General features: G+C 44.1%; 17 protein-coding genes. 11 read left to right on the top strand and 6 right to left on the bottom strand.

Annotation, left to right across the window (positions count from 1 at the left end; all coding sequences use genetic code 11):
- Positions 1 to 81: 81 nt before the first annotated feature.
- The 7 genes from rplM (at position 82) to AC0VYA_RS18690 (ending at position 5,072) form a co-directional block, all read left to right on the top strand.
- A complete protein-coding gene (gene rplM / locus AC0VYA_RS18720; protein ID WP_006991012.1) occupies positions 82 to 510 on the top strand; it encodes a 50S ribosomal protein L13 in 429 nt (142 codons plus the stop codon).
- Between the two features lie 12 nt (positions 511 to 522).
- On the top strand, positions 523 to 915 hold the full coding sequence (gene rpsI, locus AC0VYA_RS18715; RefSeq protein ID WP_006991013.1) for a 30S ribosomal protein S9: 393 nt from the start codon (positions 523 to 525) through the stop codon (positions 913 to 915).
- Between the two features lie 257 nt (positions 916 to 1,172).
- The gene (gene petA, locus AC0VYA_RS18710) at positions 1,173 to 1,805 is read left to right on the top strand and encodes a ubiquinol-cytochrome c reductase iron-sulfur subunit (RefSeq protein ID WP_006991014.1); all 633 of its coding nucleotides are present in this window, start codon (positions 1,173 to 1,175) and stop codon (positions 1,803 to 1,805) included.
- A 1-nt stretch (position 1,806) separates the two neighbouring features.
- Entirely contained in the window at positions 1,807 to 3,075 is a 1,269-nt protein-coding gene (locus AC0VYA_RS18705) for a cytochrome b (protein WP_011576424.1), read from the top strand.
- A complete protein-coding gene (locus AC0VYA_RS18700; RefSeq protein WP_473476189.1) occupies positions 3,072 to 3,806 on the top strand; it encodes a cytochrome c1 in 735 nt (244 codons plus the stop codon). Before AC0VYA_RS18705 ends, AC0VYA_RS18700 begins: the two co-directional genes overlap by 4 nt.
- Positions 3,807 to 3,999: 193 nt before the next feature.
- On the top strand, positions 4,000 to 4,632 hold the full coding sequence (sspA, locus tag AC0VYA_RS18695; protein WP_011576422.1) for a stringent starvation protein SspA: 633 nt from the start codon (positions 4,000 to 4,002) through the stop codon (positions 4,630 to 4,632).
- A 14-nt stretch (positions 4,633 to 4,646) separates the two neighbouring features.
- On the top strand, positions 4,647 to 5,072 hold the full coding sequence (locus AC0VYA_RS18690) for a ClpXP protease specificity-enhancing factor (protein ID WP_011576421.1): 426 nt from the start codon (positions 4,647 to 4,649) through the stop codon (positions 5,070 to 5,072).
- A gap of 289 nt (positions 5,073 to 5,361) precedes the next feature.
- On the opposite strand, the gene dolP is transcribed toward AC0VYA_RS18690, so the two are convergent.
- The 4 genes from dolP to AC0VYA_RS18670 are packed head-to-tail and all read right to left on the bottom strand — an operon-like array spanning position 5,362 to position 8,899.
- Complete coding sequence (gene dolP, locus AC0VYA_RS18685) at positions 5,362 to 5,940, bottom strand: division/outer membrane stress-associated lipid-binding lipoprotein (RefSeq protein ID WP_475489268.1); 579 nt, start codon at positions 5,938 to 5,940, stop codon at positions 5,362 to 5,364.
- Between the two features lie 4 nt (positions 5,941 to 5,944).
- Positions 5,945 to 6,538 carry a phosphoheptose isomerase gene (locus AC0VYA_RS18680; RefSeq protein ID WP_011576419.1) on the bottom strand — a complete coding sequence of 198 codons (594 nt, stop codon included), beginning with the start codon at positions 6,536 to 6,538 and terminating at the stop codon, positions 5,945 to 5,947.
- A gap of 23 nt (positions 6,539 to 6,561) precedes the next feature.
- Positions 6,562 to 6,936 carry a YraN family protein gene (locus tag AC0VYA_RS18675; RefSeq protein ID WP_041714081.1) on the bottom strand — a complete coding sequence of 125 codons (375 nt, stop codon included), beginning with the start codon at positions 6,934 to 6,936 and terminating at the stop codon, positions 6,562 to 6,564.
- Positions 6,923 to 8,899 carry a penicillin-binding protein activator gene (locus AC0VYA_RS18670; protein WP_475489267.1) on the bottom strand — a complete coding sequence of 659 codons (1,977 nt, stop codon included), beginning with the start codon at positions 8,897 to 8,899 and terminating at the stop codon, positions 6,923 to 6,925. Before AC0VYA_RS18670 ends, AC0VYA_RS18675 begins: the two co-directional genes overlap by 14 nt.
- 152 nt (positions 8,900 to 9,051) lie before the next feature.
- Here AC0VYA_RS18670 and rsmI point away from each other — a divergent pair, with 152 nt between their 5' ends.
- The 4 genes from rsmI to AC0VYA_RS18650 all read left to right on the top strand — a co-directional run bounded on the left by rsmI (position 9,052) and on the right by AC0VYA_RS18650 (position 12,598).
- Entirely contained in the window at positions 9,052 to 9,897 is an 846-nt protein-coding gene (gene rsmI, locus AC0VYA_RS18665) for a 16S rRNA (cytidine(1402)-2'-O)-methyltransferase (RefSeq protein WP_475489266.1), read from the top strand.
- A 68-nt stretch (positions 9,898 to 9,965) separates the two neighbouring features.
- Positions 9,966 to 10,463 carry a hypothetical protein gene (locus AC0VYA_RS18660; protein ID WP_473476177.1) on the top strand — a complete coding sequence of 166 codons (498 nt, stop codon included), beginning with the start codon at positions 9,966 to 9,968 and terminating at the stop codon, positions 10,461 to 10,463.
- Positions 10,464 to 10,538: 75 nt separating this feature from the next.
- A complete protein-coding gene (locus tag AC0VYA_RS18655) occupies positions 10,539 to 11,192 on the top strand; it encodes a 2OG-Fe(II) oxygenase (RefSeq protein ID WP_473476175.1) in 654 nt (217 codons plus the stop codon).
- Positions 11,193 to 11,305: 113 nt separating this feature from the next.
- Complete coding sequence (locus tag AC0VYA_RS18650; RefSeq protein WP_475489265.1) at positions 11,306 to 12,598, top strand: alpha/beta hydrolase family protein; 1,293 nt, start codon at positions 11,306 to 11,308, stop codon at positions 12,596 to 12,598.
- Between the two features lie 103 nt (positions 12,599 to 12,701).
- Here the strand turns inward: AC0VYA_RS18650 and AC0VYA_RS18645 are convergent, their stop codons facing one another.
- Together AC0VYA_RS18645 and AC0VYA_RS18640 are read right to left on the bottom strand one after the other, a co-directional pair.
- Positions 12,702 to 13,901 carry a dipeptidase gene (locus AC0VYA_RS18645; protein WP_475489264.1) on the bottom strand — a complete coding sequence of 400 codons (1,200 nt, stop codon included), beginning with the start codon at positions 13,899 to 13,901 and terminating at the stop codon, positions 12,702 to 12,704.
- A gap of 310 nt (positions 13,902 to 14,211) precedes the next feature.
- Positions 14,212 to 16,368 (bottom strand): alpha-galactosidase, encoded by a 2,157-nt coding sequence (locus AC0VYA_RS18640; protein ID WP_475489263.1) that lies wholly within the window; start codon positions 16,366 to 16,368, stop codon positions 14,212 to 14,214.
- Between the last annotated feature and the right edge of the window lie 380 nt (positions 16,369 to 16,748).

The raw sequence follows: 16,748 nt of genomic DNA, 5'->3' as shown, positions 1-16,748 counted from the left end.
CGGTTTCTGAGGTTGCAAACTTCGGTTTGAAATAGCAGAAACAACGTAACATTTAGACATATATTTTTTGGGTAATATTAGATGAAAACTTTTGTTGCAAAGCCAGAAACGGTAAAACGTGAATGGTATGTGGTAGACGCCGCAGACAAAACACTAGGTCGTTTAGCGACTGAAATTGCTAGCCGTTTACGCGGAAAGCATAAGCCTGAGTACACACCTCATGTGGACACAGGGGATTACATTGTTGTGATCAACGCAGAGAAAGTAGTTGTTACCGGCAACAAAGCCAAAGGTAAAATGTACTACTCTCACACTGGTTACCCAGGCGGTCTTAAAGAGACTAACTTCGAGAAGTTACAAGCCTTCAAACCAGAGATGATCATTGAAAAAGCGGTTAAAGGTATGTTGCCAAAAGGTCCTCTTGGACGCGATATGTTCCGCAAAATGAAAGTCTTCGCTGGTCCTGAGCATAAACACGCTGCTCAACAGCCTCAAGTCTTAGACATTTAAGGAGCATAGAAAATGGCAGATACTCAATACTACGGCACTGGTCGCCGCAAAAGCTCTACCGCTCGTGTTTTCCTTCGTGCAGGTAGTGGTAACATCGTTGTTAACAAACGTCCTCTAGATGAATTCTTCGGTCGTGAAACGGCACGAATGATTGTTCGTCAACCACTTGAATTGGTTGAGATGACTGAAAAATTCGATCTATACGTCACAGTTGCTGGCGGCGGAATTAGCGGCCAAGCTGGCGCAATTCGTCACGGTATCACTCGTGCATTGATGGAATTTGATGAGACACTTCGTCCTTCTCTACGTAAAGCTGGTTTCGTAACCCGTGATGCACGTAAAGTTGAGCGTAAGAAAGTGGGTCTACATAAAGCGCGTAAGCGTCCACAATTCTCAAAACGTTAATCGTTTTTATGAATTCGAAACCCGGCTATTTGCCGGGTTTTTTTTGGCCTATTTTTGGCTAAAATGCCGTCTTGTACAAATTTCCCTCTTAAGTCTCGGTATTTCTTCGTTTTATTGACGAATTCCTTGTATTTATTGTGGGTTTTCTTTTATCATTTTCGGTTAATGACAAAACTATAACTTCTTTTAGTTCGTAAGGTATTGAAAGCCTTTTTTGCAAAGAAGTGTGAGCAAATTCAACCCTCGGAGATTATTGGATGAGCAATGTATCATTAGATGCGAATGATTCGTCTGTTACCGAAAACCAACCGCAAGACAACAATCGACGTCGCTTTTTGACTGTCGCTACGTCCGTTGTGGGTGGTGTCGGTGTCGCAGGTGCTGCTATACCTTTCATCGGTTCATGGAACCCCAGTGTGAAAGCGCGAGCAGCCGGTGCTGATGTAGAAGCAGATATAAGTAAAATCGAGCCTGGACAGCTTATTCGCGTTATTTGGCGTAGTAAGCCAGTTTGGATCACCAGACGTACACCAGAATTGCTTGAATCGTTGACCAAAATTGATGATTTATTGAAAGATCCAAATTCTGAAGAGGATCAACAACCTGAGTTCGCTCGTAATTCATATCGTTCCATTAAAGCTGAATACTCAGTGTTGGTTGGGATCTGTACTCACCTAGGTTGCTCTCCTCAACATCTAAAAGATGGCGCTTTTGAAGAGTACGTTGAAGGCGTTCCTGAAGGCTTCCATTGCCCATGTCATGGTTCTAAATTTGATATGGCTGGTCGCGTATTCAATAACGTTCCTGCACCACTTAACTTGGTTGTTCCGCCGTATATGTACTTGGACGACAACACCATTTTGATTGGTTCCGAAGAAGGGGCTGCATAATATGTTTAAAAATTTAATGGATTGGATTGAATACCGCTTACCAATTATGCGTGTGGCAAACATGCATGCGATTCAATATCCTGCACCGCGTAATATGAATTTTTGGTACGTGTTTGGCTTTCTAGCTACCATCGTACTCGTTAACCAAATCGTGACTGGTGTTTGGTTAACCATGAGTTTTGAGCCTTCAGCCGAGCGCGCATTCGCGTCAGTCGAATACATCATGCGTGATGTAGAATATGGCTGGATCTTACGTTATATGCACAGTACCGGTGCTTCTGCGTTCTTTATCGTGGTGTATTTGCACATGTTCCGCGGCATGATTTATGGTTCATACCAGAAACCACGTGAGTTGCTGTGGTTGTTCGGAATGTTCATCTACTTAGCGTTGATGGCGGAAGCGTTCATGGGGTATGTATTACCTTGGGGGCAAATGTCTTACTGGGGAGCACAGGTTATCGTATCCTTGTTTAGTGCTATTCCTGTTATTGGCCCAGATCTAGTGATTTGGATCCAAGGTGACTATGTTATCTCGGGAGCAACGCTGAACCGATTCTTTGCTTTGCACGTCATCGCGTTACCGCTGGTTATCGTTATTCTCGTGTTTTTGCATATTGTTGCGCTTCACGAAGTGGGTTCGAACAACCCTGATGGAACCGACGTTAAACGTAAAAAAGGCTCACTCACAGAAGCCGAAAAAACTAAATTTAAGATGCATGAGTACTACACAGATAAGTACGACATCATTGATGATATCGTACCTTTCTTCCCGCATATTGTGCTTAAAGACTTGGTGGCGTTCAGCCTGTTCTTAATCGCTTTTTGCTATGTCATGTTCTTCAACCCAGGAATGGGCGGCTATTTCTTAGAGCACCCTAACTTTGAAATTGCTAACCCGCTTAAAACACCTGAGCACATCTTCCCTGTTTGGTATTTCACGCCTTTCTATGCAATTTTGAAAGCCGTACCGCATAAACTGGGTGGTGTAATTTGTATGTTCGCAGCGATTGTGGCATTGGCGCTATTGCCTTGGATTGACCGTGGACGTGTTAAGTCTTGGCGTTACCGCTGTGGCTTGCACCGTTGGAACCTGCTCGTATTTGCCGGCGTGTTTATCTTCCTAGGCTATCTAGGTGGTACACCTCAAGAAGCGTGGAAAATTATTGCTTCGCAAATTTTGACCATAATGTATTTCGGCTTTTTCTTCTTACTGTGGATATACAGTAAAAACGAAAGAACCAAGCCAGTTCCAGCGAGGATTACAGGATGAAGAAGTTAATACTCGTTTTAGCATTTTTATTGCCAAATGCAGTATTCGCAGCAGGCGGCGGTGCTCACTTAGACACCGCTGACTATGACTTAACAGACAAGGCATCGTTGCAAAACGGCGCCAAGATCTTTCAGAACTACTGTTTGGGTTGTCACCAAATGCAGTACCAACGTTATCAGCGTGCGTTCGAAGATTTAGGTATCCCTGTTGAGCTTGGTCAAGAGAACTTACAGTTCACAGGCGAAAAGCCCGGCGAGTATATTAAAAATGGTATGCCTGCTGATGCTGCAGCTAAGTGGTTCGGTGCGCCGCCTCCAGATTTGACTTTGGTAGCTCGTGTACGTGGTGCTGATTGGTTGTATACCTATCTACGTACGTTCTACGTCGACGAGAGTCGTCCGTTTGGTGTGAATAACCTAGTGTTCCCTGAAGTGGGTATGCCACATGTATTGCAAGAGTTGCAAGGTGTTCCTCGCAAGACGACTGAAGAGCATATGGTCGACGGCGAAATGGTCGAACGCTATGTCGGTATCAAATCTGATGGTTCTGGGGAATTGAGCCCAGAAGAATATGACAGTGCCGTTTTGGACTTAGTGAACTACCTGGTTTACACCGGTGAGCCTTCACGCTTAGAGTCTGAGAGTATCGGTCGCTGGGTCTTAATATTCTTGTTGGTGTTCTTCGTACTTATTTACTTATTGAAGAAAGATTATTGGAGAGATGTGCATTAATTCTACAAAAGTTAATGTATAATCCGCAAAATTTTAAGGGGCCCCGTGCCCCTTTCTTATCACTGGTAGATTAATTTACCGTTTTGCTGTTGATGCAGCCTTAACTAGGGTGCAAAAACAGTAATATTGGATATTTCAGCAGGCTTTATTGTAAATATAAACAGCTGGATATCTGAATTTAGGAGGAAGCTTAATGGCTGTAGCCACAAATAAACGTTCTATCATGACGTTGTTCTCAGACACCATTGATATCTATAGTCATCAAGTGCGTATCGTACTTGCTGAAAAAGGTGTTGGAGTAGAAATCAGCTATATCGAGAAAAACAACTTGTCTGAAGATTTAATTGATTTAAATCCTTATGGCACGGTACCAACCTTGGTTGACAGAGAATTAGTACTTTATAATTCTCATATCATCATGGAATATTTGGACGAGCGTTTTCCTCACCCTCCATTGATGCCTGTATATCCTGTATCTCGTGGCCAAAGCCGCTTGACCATGCACCGTATTCAGAATGATTGGTATGTACTTGCTGAGCAAATTCTAGCGGGTAAAGGCGATGTAGCCGCTGCACGTAATGAATTGCGTGAAGCGTTGTTGAGCTTGGCACCATTGTTCGCAGAGACGCCGTTCTTTATGAGTGAAGAATTCAGTCTCGTAGATTGTTATCTTGCTCCATTATTGTGGCGTTTGCCGTCTCTTGGTATTGAATTGACGGGCACTGGCGCAAAAGATGTACGCACTTATATGAATCGCATTTTCGAAAGAAGTTCGTTCAAAGCATCTTTGACGGACCAAGAACGCGAAATTCATAACCCTCTTTAGTGGGAAATGACAATATGACATCAAATCAGCCTTATTTACTCCGTGCATTCTACGAATGGATTGTGGATAACAATTTGACGCCTTATATCGTGGTTGATGCACATGTTTCAGGTACATTAGTGCCACAAGAACATGTTCGTGATGGTCAGATAGTACTTAATGTTTCTCCCGCCTCTTGTGGCAAGTTGTTGCTAGGCAACGACGAGATTACCTTTGATGCTCGCTTCGGCGGTGTGCCACGTAATATCGTTGTTCCATGTAAGGCGGTTTTGGCGATTTACGCCAAAGAAAATGGTGCAGGTACGGTGTTTACACCTGAAGACGATTTTGAGGGCGACGGCAGTGATTTAACGCCAACACCCGTTCAATCATCAGATTCACCAGAAAAGGCGCCAGCCCCAAGTAAAAAGGGTAAGCCCAATTTAACCATTGTTAAGTAAAGTGTTACACATTAAAAAAGGTGCCAAAAGGCACCTTTTTTTGTGTCTATTGTTCGACAGCTAGCATACCAGTGCTCTTGCTTGAACACATGAGAGGCCAATACAATTCCAGTGAACAATTCACTTCTCAGGGAAAAACTTAAAAGGACTTAGTCAAGGCGCTTGAATGATGTAACAGTAAAGGTTTAAAAAATAGCTACAAAACAAAGTCCAAAGTACCTTATGAGGGTGGTAAAAAGCGCTCCATGGATTTATCAGGCAGCGCTTTCAATGTAGCCGTTATATACTGCTACAGATACTCAAATGCTTTAATGACTTGTTTCACGCCATCAATATTACGCGCCACTGTGGCTGCTATTTCTGCTTCTTTAGTGCTAACCAAACCCATTAGGAAAACCTCGGAGTTTTCAACCGCCACATGAATGTGGAAGCCGTCTATCCGTTTGTCTGCCACTAGGTTGGCTTTGATTTTAGAGGTTAGCCATACGTCATGGGTGGTGGTGCTGGCTGAAACTGGGGAGCCCAGTCGAATTTGATTGTGCAATTTTTCTATATTTTTCACAGATGTCGCGGCCACTTGGGCTTGATTGATCAAGGCTTCATTCGGTGCTTGTCCGACTAACAAGACGGATCCGTTAAAAACGTGAACATGGATATTCGCTTGCTCGTCAATAGCTTTATTGTCAGACAAGGCGATAGAGATACGACTTGAAACGGTTTTATCGTCAAGCTGAGTGCCTAATGAACGACGATCGTGGGCAGCAGAAGCCGCACCGACCCCAGCGCCTACCACTAGTGCAGCGCAGCCTTGTAAAAGGCTAAGGACTAACAATGTACTGATAAGTAATTTAGGATGATAATTTAACACGTCATTATTCCTGTGAAGTTTCTGGGAAAAGACAATCGTCTACCCCTTCGCATAAGTTATGGATAACCAATAAATGTACTTCGTGAATACGCACGGCGCGACTTGAAGGAACACGGATTTCTACATCATTCGGGCCAAGTAAACCTGCCATTTCACCGCCATCCAGCCCAGTTAACGCAACAATGGTCATATCGCGACTCAAAGCGGCCTCCATGGCGCTGATAACGCTTCTAGAGGCGCCATTAGGTGATATGGCCAGTAGTATATCGCCTGTTTGCCCTAGGGCGCGTACCTGTTTAGAAAACACTTCGTCGTAGCTGTAGTCATTGGCAATAGACGTCATGGTTGAGGTGTCGGTGCTTAAAGCAATGGCGGGTAAGCTAGGTCTCTCTCGCTCGTATCGATTCAGCATTTGAGAAGCAAAACTTTGGGCATGGGCTGCTGAACCACCGTTACCGCAAGACAGTATTTTATTTCCGTTGATAAGTGCATTAACCATCATTTGCGTGGCAAGTGCAATGGGCTCAGGTAGTTCTTCTAACGAAGCAATCATAGTTTGAATGCTCTCGGTAAAATTGGCTTTAACACTCTCTAACATTCATGCTCCAGTGCGCGTTGTTGTTATACATACTTTAACCAACTGATTTTATCATTGTTGTTACTTAATACATCTATGCCGACTATATCAATTCTATGGGCGATTAACGAAGGATTCAGCTTATTGTCTAGCATGTAATGCTGTATAGCAGACTCGAATTTACGTCGTTTGTGGGGATGAAAAAACTCCACTGCGCTACCAAACTGTTGTCCGCTACGGTATTTGACCTCAACGAAGACCAGTTCTTGATGGTCGCGCATGATGATATCAATTTCGCCGCTTCGGCAGCGGTAATTTTGCGTCACCAACGTAAGCCCTTGCTGCTTTAAATAAGCTAATGCTTGGGCTTCGCCTTGCGCGCCCTTCATTAAAGAGCGCAACGGGTTAGTCCATGGCAATGGGAATGACCCGGTCTTGCGCTACTTTCGCCCAGGGCAATACGCGGTGAACTTCCCCATCCGCACTGATACTTAACTCGCCACTTAAGCCCTTTACCGAAGTGATCGGCAGGAGTCTCAAATGGCGCAGCTTAGGCACTAGGTTATAGGCATCGTAACCAAGGGCAAATAGACGTAACAAACTATCTTGGGTTTGAGGCCATAAGGCCTGGGTATCATTTGCTAAGTCTTGCCATGGGTTATTGGGCATCATCCATGGCATATCAATAAAGGTCAAATTGCGTAAATCTCGAATACTGTTTTTGTTCAATTCCAAAGTGTAACTTCTTGATGAGGCGAAAACGGAGATTTCGCGAGCGGCGAAAGGACTCAAGCTCGACTCAATAATAGGGTTAAGTAATTCAGTCTGTTCCGGGTTGGCAAATAAAATTATCGCATCTACATCGCGGCGATTGCGCTCTACTGCGTACACTTCACTGGTGGTAAGTAGTTCTATTTGTTTCACGCGCTGGCGGCTTTGGGCTACATCTAATAACTCAGACACCAACTTGCGCATATTTTTGCTATCGGTAAAGGTGCCTGTTGCGGGGACAACGTAATCTTGTTGTTGGTCATTTTGTTGCCATTGTTGAATGAAAGCCTCAGACATGCGCTGGGTGGTACTGGTGTCAGCCGCTAATACTATGGGGTGACGCAGGCCTAGGTCATGTATGTGCTTAGCCAATTGAATGGCTTCATCTTCAGGGGCTAGTGAAAAGTAAAACACTTCTGGCGATGCTGCGGGAAGTGTTTCAAACGCGTTATCAACATCTGGCAGTGTTATGTTTTCTGCCGGCACTGCTTGATCCACAATGATGTTATTGACTAGTGCATTGTCCGTTGTTTTATTTGCGATAATAGAGTCAATACGATTTAGCGCTAATACCGATTTATTGGCTGGTAACAACGCTATTAATTGAGCAATCTTCTCTTTTAGTAGCGGCCCAATAATCGTATCGTAGTCAGTGACCTGTTCACTCAACTCCTTGGGTGTTTTTAAGGCTGAATCAAAAAACTGTAATTCAATGTTCTGGGTTGAAGCTTGGCTGTTTGACGTTGACTCGCTATTCAAATGAGCTAGGTACGCTGCAATAATTCCGTCTTTAATTGCGTTCCCTTGGCTAAAAAGCCTACCTGTTAGCGGTAGCAATACCGCCACTCGCTTAGACGTTATAGTGTCTTGCTCCATGGCGTTGACTAACGCCTCCGGGAGTACCTCAGATAAGGGGTGGGATGGATGCTTATTTTGCCACTGATTGACCTGAACTTTTAGTCTTTGAGGCTGCGTGCCTAGCTGTTGAATAATCGTTTTAAGTTCAATCCATGACTTGAGCCTGGGCTCATCTATCACGGCTTGCTTTTCTTGCTTGTTGGTTAGATTGCCAATCGCCCGCCATAATCTAAGGCTATTTTCTTGATTGAGGTTGCCAGCGGCTAATAAATTTTCACTCGCGGCTAACCAAGCATGTTGCTGTTCGTCAATAAGGGCCTGTAATTCACTGAGCTGAGCTGACTCATGTTTGCTTTTAAGCAATTTATTCACAAGCTTTTGTGCTTGGGATACCGCAGGGGTAGGCAGTTGCATATAACACTGTGCCAACAGCAATTGAGCTTCAGATTGAAGGTCAGGGTGAATAAGTTCAGGCGTAAGGATATTAAGCAACTTTATACTGGCATTGCAATTATCTTCTTGCTGTAAAACAGACGCGGCTTGCAATATCAATCTATTACGCTGAGTAGTGTCACCCGTCTCGGCAAACTGACGTTGCGCTTGGTTTAGGTAATATTGACTGTTAAGCTCACGGTCTGGTTGCACTACCTTGATATCTGGTCGTTTTACCGTGTTTTTTTTGTTCGGCGTATCTGCACAGGAGGCCATAAAAACGACTAGGCTAACAACCACTACCGACCTGATTAATTTCATTTACAGTGCACTCACTTAACATCTTGATAATTCGCCCGTTAGTTTATACCAACGCTGATAAATATCTACCTACTCAGAGCTTAGAGAAATGGGACGTTACAAGGTAAAATAGCGGCATCAATGTCCAACGGCATATTTAAAAGGCATACAAAGTGGCAAATTTCGGAAAGCTCTTCATCGTTCCTACTCCTATCGGTAATTTAGAAGATATTACTCTGCGCGCAATTCGTACCTTAAATGAGGTAGATTTGATTGCGGCAGAAGATACGCGCCATAGCCAAAAACTCATGCAGCATTTTGATATCTCCACACGCTTAATTTCATTACATGATCACAACGAAACTCAGCGGGCGGCACAACTTATTGAAAAGTTACAACAAGGCTTAAATATTGCGCTTATCTCTGATGCGGGCACACCGTTAATTAGCGATCCGGGTTACGGATTGGTGAATCAATGTAGGGCAAACCATGTTGATGTGATCCCTTTACCTGGTGCATGCGCGGCAGTCACAGCATTAAGTGGTGCGGGACTCGCTACCGACAGATTTCGGTTCGAAGGCTTTTTGCCGGCCAAGCAACAAGCAAAAATTCAAGCGCTAGAGTCGATAGAGCGTGAGACTGCTACCAGCGTATTTTATGAATCCCCGCGCAGAATTGCTGATACCGTACAGGCTGTTGTTGATGTGCTAGGGGCTGAACGCAAGGTGGTGGTAGCCAAAGAGCTGAGTAAGACCTTCGAGACCTTCTATTCAGGTACGGCAGGTGAAGCCCTTGAGTGGTTGCATGCGGATTCGAATCATCAACGAGGTGAGTTCGTGCTGATGATTGCGGGACACAAATCTGATGTAAGCGATATTCCAGAAGAGGCATTGAAGTTGCTTAAGTTATTGATGGCTGAATTGCCACCCAAGAAAGCCGCTGCCATTGTTGCTCAGCAATATGGCTTAAAAAAGAATACCTTGTATCAAATTGGTTTAGAGTTTGGCAGTGAGTCATAACGTTATTGTACAAAAACTCTTAGCATGGATGTGGCGTTGGAAGGTATGAATGGAGGAGTCTAAATTTAGTGCGCAGTAGTATGATTTCACCTATCATCCTCGACATTGAGGCAAGCGGATTTGGTGCCAGTAGTTATCCTATTGAAGTGGGCGTTGCACTGGACCCAGATACACGCTTCTGCCGACTTATTCGCCCGCAAAATGACTGGCAACATTGGAGCAAAGAGGCACAAGGGCTGCATGGCATCAGTCGGAGTATGTTGCTTGAAAAAGGTGCGCCTGTACATCAAGTATGTATCGAACTTAATCAACTGCTGAATGGACTCACTGTTTATTCCGATGGGTGGGTGGTAGATAGTCCATGGTTATCGCGCTTATATGAGAGTGCAGGCATGAGCATGTCTTTCGAATTAAGTCAGCTTGAAATGATATTAAATGAACATCAGATGGATAATTGGCATTTGGCAAAGTCCCGAATTTTATCTGAAACAGGAGAGCAACGTCATCGCGCGAGTTTTGATGCTTCCATCATTTTACAAACCTATTTAGCCACACGTAACATTTAATTTAACTGCCAATACTGGCGCGCTCGCAAGAGTGTAACCCTCGGCCTTTCAGCCATCCATTAGGATTCCAAATACATGCAAACACATGAAGCCGGTTGCTTAAATGAGCAAGTGATCGTGTATATCTGTGAGCAGCTTACCATTTCAGGTTACTGCGTTGTTTCTGACTTTTTACCAGAGCTGGTGATAAATGCACTTTATCTTGAAGCGAGTAGTGATGTGCGCCTCAACTTTAAGCAAGCAGCCATCGGCCGTGAGCAACTTCAACAAGTGAATACCGGTGTGCGCAGTGACAGTATTGCGTGGATTAACAGTCAAAGTGAATCTCAAGGCTTATTTTTAAAGTTGATGGAAAACCTGAGAATAGAGATAAATCGGCGTTTATTTTTGGGATTATTCGATTACGAAAGCCATTATGCTCATTACGGCCCAGGTGATTTTTATAGACGTCATGTGGATGCTTTTAAAGGAAACAGTAATCGTCTGCTTAGCAGTGTTGTGTATTTAAACGCTGATTGGGTTAAAGCTGATGGAGGGGAATTACTTATGTTTCATGATGATCAAGTATCACCTTTTTTGATAGTAGAGCCTACTTTTAACCAATGTATTATTTTTTTGAGTGAGCAATTTCCCCATGAAGTCCGCGCGGCTAAAAGGGATCGTTACAGTATTGCGGGATGGTTTCGCACCAACAATAGCATCGGTGGACAAATCGATCCTCCGCGCTAAACATATTTGAATACAAGATCTGTGTTGCTTTAAATATTACAAATAATATAAATTCCATAATAAGCCAATGAGCGTGACAATAATTCGAAAAAAGACATAAATAAGAGAAAAAAATGAAGATATTTAATTCTACTGCACTCCTCACAGCACTGACCATTATATCGGTAAGTTGCCTCGTTCAAGCGGACGAACAGCTATATACTGTCCAGCCATCTATCACACCGGAACTTGCATTTGCAGGGCAATACACAGTTGGTGTGCAAACGCTCAACGTAACCCACGAAAAGCAACTTGATACACAGACGTTTACATCACGTAAAGACCGCCCACTGACCTTAGAGGTGTGGTATCCAGCCGATCCTAAAGCGACTGAAGCCTCAACTGCTACTTATGAAAACGTCACGCGTCTGCACAAGCCCTTTAGCTTAATAGGTACGGCTCATCGAAACGCTGCTCCTCAAGCATCAGGTCAATTTCCTTTGGTTGTGCTGTCTCATGGTTATACTGGCTATCGAACGATCATGTATTATCTTGGTGAACATCTAGCCAGTCATGGCTATATCGTTGTAGGTATTGACCATACAGACTCGACCACTGGGGATGTAGATTTCGTAAATTCAGGTTTCTCTGGTTTTCCTAGCACTTTAATAAACCGGGCGAGGGACCAGCAATTTGTGCTCGATTATTTTAGCCAAGACAGTTCAGACATCGCTAAGATCGCTGATACCGACGATGCAGCAGTCATTGGCTATTCCATGGGCGGCTTTGGTGCAATCAATACTATTGGTGCCTGCTACGACTTTCATCAAGAGGGGTTACAACGTCTGGGTTTCCCTGAAGATGCGGCCAAACAACTATTGCCGGTATTTAATAGTTGCAATGGGGGACGGGAGTCAGTGGACCCTCGCTGGAAAGCGATGATTGCTTTCGCACCTTGGGGCGGTGAAACCTCTGTACATGATGCGAAATCGATGGCGAATATTACGGTTCCAAGTCTTTATGTATCAGGGGATCAGGATGATGTATCCGGCTATGAAGACGGTGTTAAAAAACTTTTTGAACAAACCGGTAGTGATAACAAGTATCTGATGGTGTTTGAAAATGCACGGCATAACATTGCGCCACATCCAGCACCTAAAGTGGCATATGAAACTGACGCTGACCTAGGCCATTACATTGAGCCTAGTTGGGACAACGAGCAGCTTAACCGCATCAATGAACACATGAGTTTGGCATTTTTAGATTGTTTCGTGAAAAATGACCAGAGCAAATGCGCCTACTTACCCACGCGCGACAATGCTACTCAGATGAAAGATAGTGACGGTAAACTTAGCGAGGCATGGCCAGGGTTCGCTGATCGCTGGGCAACAGGAATTCGCTTTTACCGCGGCAAAAACGCCAAGTAGGGTTAGGGTATTTAGTCAGACAATATTGGATTGAATAAAAGCTAATTCATTACAAAGCCCGTTCAGCGAGTCGTAAACGGGCTTTTTATTATGCGTAAGTTAATTAATGCTGTTCTGCGTAAGTTTCCACTGCTTGCCAAACACGTAAGAAATTACCACTTAGTATTTTCTTGATATCCGCTTGTGAGTAATCTCGATCCATTAAACCTTGTACCAAATTGGGATAGGTAGACACGTCCTTCAAGCCTTCTGGCAATGAGTCACCTACACCGTCATAATCTGAACCAATACCCACATGGTCAATGCCGATAAGTTCGACTACGTGGTCAATGTGATCTAGCACGGTATCCACGTTGGCGAACGGGAACGGGTTTTTAGCCGTGTATTCTTCATCAAAAGCAGTGACTAATGGACTGTCTTTACCTTCTTTTTCCACAAGCGCTTTACGCTTAGCCGTCATCTGATTACGCCAGTTTTGTGAAATTTTACTGACAAAAGTAGAGCCAAAGTTGATTTGAATGACACCGCCGTTATCACCTAGGGCTTTGATCATGTCATCGTCCATATTACGTTCGAAGCCTGGGGTGAACTTACGTAATGAAGAGTGAGAAGCGATAACAGGCACCTTGCTCACTTCGATAGCTTGATAGAATGCTTTATCAGATACGTGCGAAATATCTACCATTACGCCTATGTTATTCATTTCTTCGACCAAGGTTTTACCAAAAGGGCTCAAGCCCTTCCATTTACGTCGGATATCGTAAGATGAGTCAGCAATATGGTTGCTTTGGGAATGAGCGAGGGTGATATAGCGAATACCGCGCTCATGAAATGTTTTAAGATTATCCAAGTTACCTTGAATAGGAGAGCCATTCTCCATCCCCATGGGCAGTGAAATCAAACCTTGTTTAAACTGCTCTCTTACATCCGCAACGCTTTTCGCAATCGCAAATTTATCCGGTGCACGCCCGACAATCGCCTCTACATAATCAATCAGTTTATGGGCAAGCGCAGTGGACTCATCAGAATCATCAAGGCTGGCGGGCACATAAATAGACATAAAAGGTGCATTTAAACCACCTGCTTTTGCTCGTGGATAGTCAAAGTCGCCGCCATCAGTGGCCTGTGTAACATCGACCCATTTTTCACTGACGCGATAGGGCACATCTATATGCGAATCTATCAGAATGGTGTCTTGGGCTAGCTGAGTTGCCTTTTCTGACGCCTGATAGGCTGCGCTCACCGGGCTCGAAAAAGCCAGTGTGCAGGCAATAAATAATGCAGTTCTATGTAAGGTGTTCATGTCGTTCCTTTGTTTGAATTTTTATTTAGTGTGTTTTTATTGCTTTTGCACTTACTCGCGCAGGCGATTTACCCGCTAGGCATATCCCCTGATACGCTTTATACACTTCAGCGTATTCAGTGATGGTATAAAGGAAGCTAGGGTAATGTAAAGCATGAGGTAATACGTGGGCGTGTATATCTCAGCGTGAAAATAGCAGAGCGAATTTACTAAATTGGAAAAATAGCATACTAGCGTAGAGGAAGTTAGAGTCAGAAGGAAATGGAAACCGCGCTAGCCAAATCAGCAAGCGCGGCACAAATCTAATGCGTTACACTTTTGTAAGATGGAACAACAAACTGCTTTGCGGCGTCAACAATGGCATTTGCATACCCAATTGCATCAATAATTCACCACTAAAGACGTGACCATCAACAGCACCAAGGTGATTAGCGAAACCAAACAGACCAGATTTTGGCCATTTGTCAGTGTTCTTTATTGGCCAAATGATATCGAGCTTGTATTGGCCGTTCTTGTCTAAACCTGCAAACTTATATTGATCGGGTAAGGTGGCCGAGCTGCATGCCACCAAACTGTACGAGAACAGTGCTTGTGACTTGTCTTTGGCAACGATACCTAGCCCATTCATATAGGCCGGAAGCTCTAAGCGGAACAAATCGCCGCTGTGCACTAATGCACGATGTTGTTTGTATAAGTCGGTCATAGCTTTGAGCTCGACTTTCTCGGCATCTGTTAGCTCACGTAAATCCATTTCCATGCCCATGTGGCCGAACAAGGTCACTGAAGCGCGCATTTCCATTGAAACAGTGCGGTGGGTAATGTGACACTCTCTTGGGCCTACGTGTGAGCCCATTAGCTCTGAAGGCAAGAAATACGAGAAACCATTTTGAATTTTGAGACGCTCAAGTGCGTCGTTAGAATCTGAAGTCCATACGCGGTCAGTGCGCGCCAGTACGCCATAGTCAGCACGACCGCCACCCGATGCACAGCTTTCAACTTCCACTTGCGGATGGGCTTCACGAATTTTATCCAATAAGCGATAGACCGCATGTATTTGATTATGGCCACCAGGCTTACCGCTATGGTTGCCTTGATGGTTCAAATCACGATTCATGTCCCATTTTACGTAGCTAATATCGTATTCTGATAACAAAGAGTCTAAACGCTCGAACAAATATTCGAATACTTCTGGGCGAGATAAATCGAGCACCAATTGATTACGGCAGTCTATCTGCTTGGCGACTTCGTTGCCTAACACCCACTCAGGGTGCTGGCGGTATAGGTCACTATCTGGGTTGACCATTTCTGGCTCGAACCACAAGCCAAATTCTAAGCCTTGGGCTTTGACATGATCAATAACAGGCGTTAACCCTTCTGGGTAAAACGCTTTGTCCACGTACCAGTCTCCTAACCCTGCTGTGTCATCGTTACGGCCAATAAACCAACCATCATCTAATACAAAACGCTCGGCGCCCATTTCTGCGGCTCTTTCGGCCAAGTCTTTCAGTGTGTCTACGTCGTGGTTGAAGTAGATGCCTTCCCAAGTGTTGTAATGCACCGGTCGAGGTTTGTCGTGCACGCTTTGGCGAATGATATGCGTGCGCACATATTGATGAAACTGCTGAGATAAAGCTGATAAGCCTTGGTCTGTGTAACTGGCAAACAGAGTCGGCGTCTGGTAACTGTGATTTTTACTTAACACTATTTCACCTGGAAATAACAACTCGCCCATCTGCACATAAGAGCGACCATCAGCCATTTTTTCAGCGACGATTTTGTGATTGCCACTCCAACCTAAATGAAAACCATAGGCTTCACCTTGAGCTTGATTGGTGGTTTTAGGGTGCAACAATAGGGCTGGATAGCTGTCGTGTGAGGTTTTGCCACGACGATTTTCGCGCACGTATGAGCCAAAGAATTTATCCAGCGAGTGTTGTTGAAACTCACCCGCCCAATGGCCTTCAAAGCCGATAATTTGATCAAAGTCCGCTGGGGTTGGAATAGTGGCTGCTGCGCACCAGTCAAGCGTGATGGTTTGCTCAGTGATGTTATTTAAAGCGGTATCAAATGTCAGTACATCTGTGTCTTGGTCTAGTTTTATGGTGACAACGACTTCAACACCGCGAGCGGCATCTATGCTGGTAAGCGTGACGCTGTATTCATTATTCTGTGTCACTTTCTTTAACTTAGGGTTCGCAGCCCACTGGTCGCTGCCGCCATGCAAACTTAGCCCTGGTAACCCAGTAAAGCCTTGGCCAGATGTAGGTGTGATGCATAGGTCAAGTTCAACGATTGGGGAGACTGGCGCTTCTTGACGTAAGCGAAGCGCGCGCATCATATCGCCAGTGGATTGTTCTGACAGCTTAGCGCGCCAGTAAATTATTTGTGGTGTTTCATACCCGACGTCTAAAACTAGGCTGCTCTTTTGCCCATGAAGGGCAATGAATTGTGCTGCATGTTGCGTCATATAGGGTCCTTAAATAAAGTAAATTTGTTCAGAATAAAGTGAATAGGACATTTTACTCGGTTTTAAAAGCATATAAATAGTATTATTTAACTTTCGGTAACATTCCGTGAAGCTTGTTTGATATTTTTAATGTGCATAGTCAGCGTCAGAGCACACTAAATTCAAGGATCACGTAAATTTTACTTTTAATTAACTCAAGCCAAAAGCGTTCTAATAATTAGTGACTATGCTGTTAAAGATTGTTTTTGATTGAGTACATTAATGTCGTCTTTATTTTTCCTCAACCAGATGAAAAACAACAAGTTTATAGCTGCTTTTCAACCATTTTTATTTTTTACGATAAATAGTATTTTACACCTTAACCATGTTGCACATATGTT

It is taken from the genome of Paraglaciecola sp. QJM3NY_14 (assembly GCF_056173245.1).
Note: the sequence above shows the minus strand (reverse complement) of the source record. Positions and strands in the feature narration are given on the sequence as shown.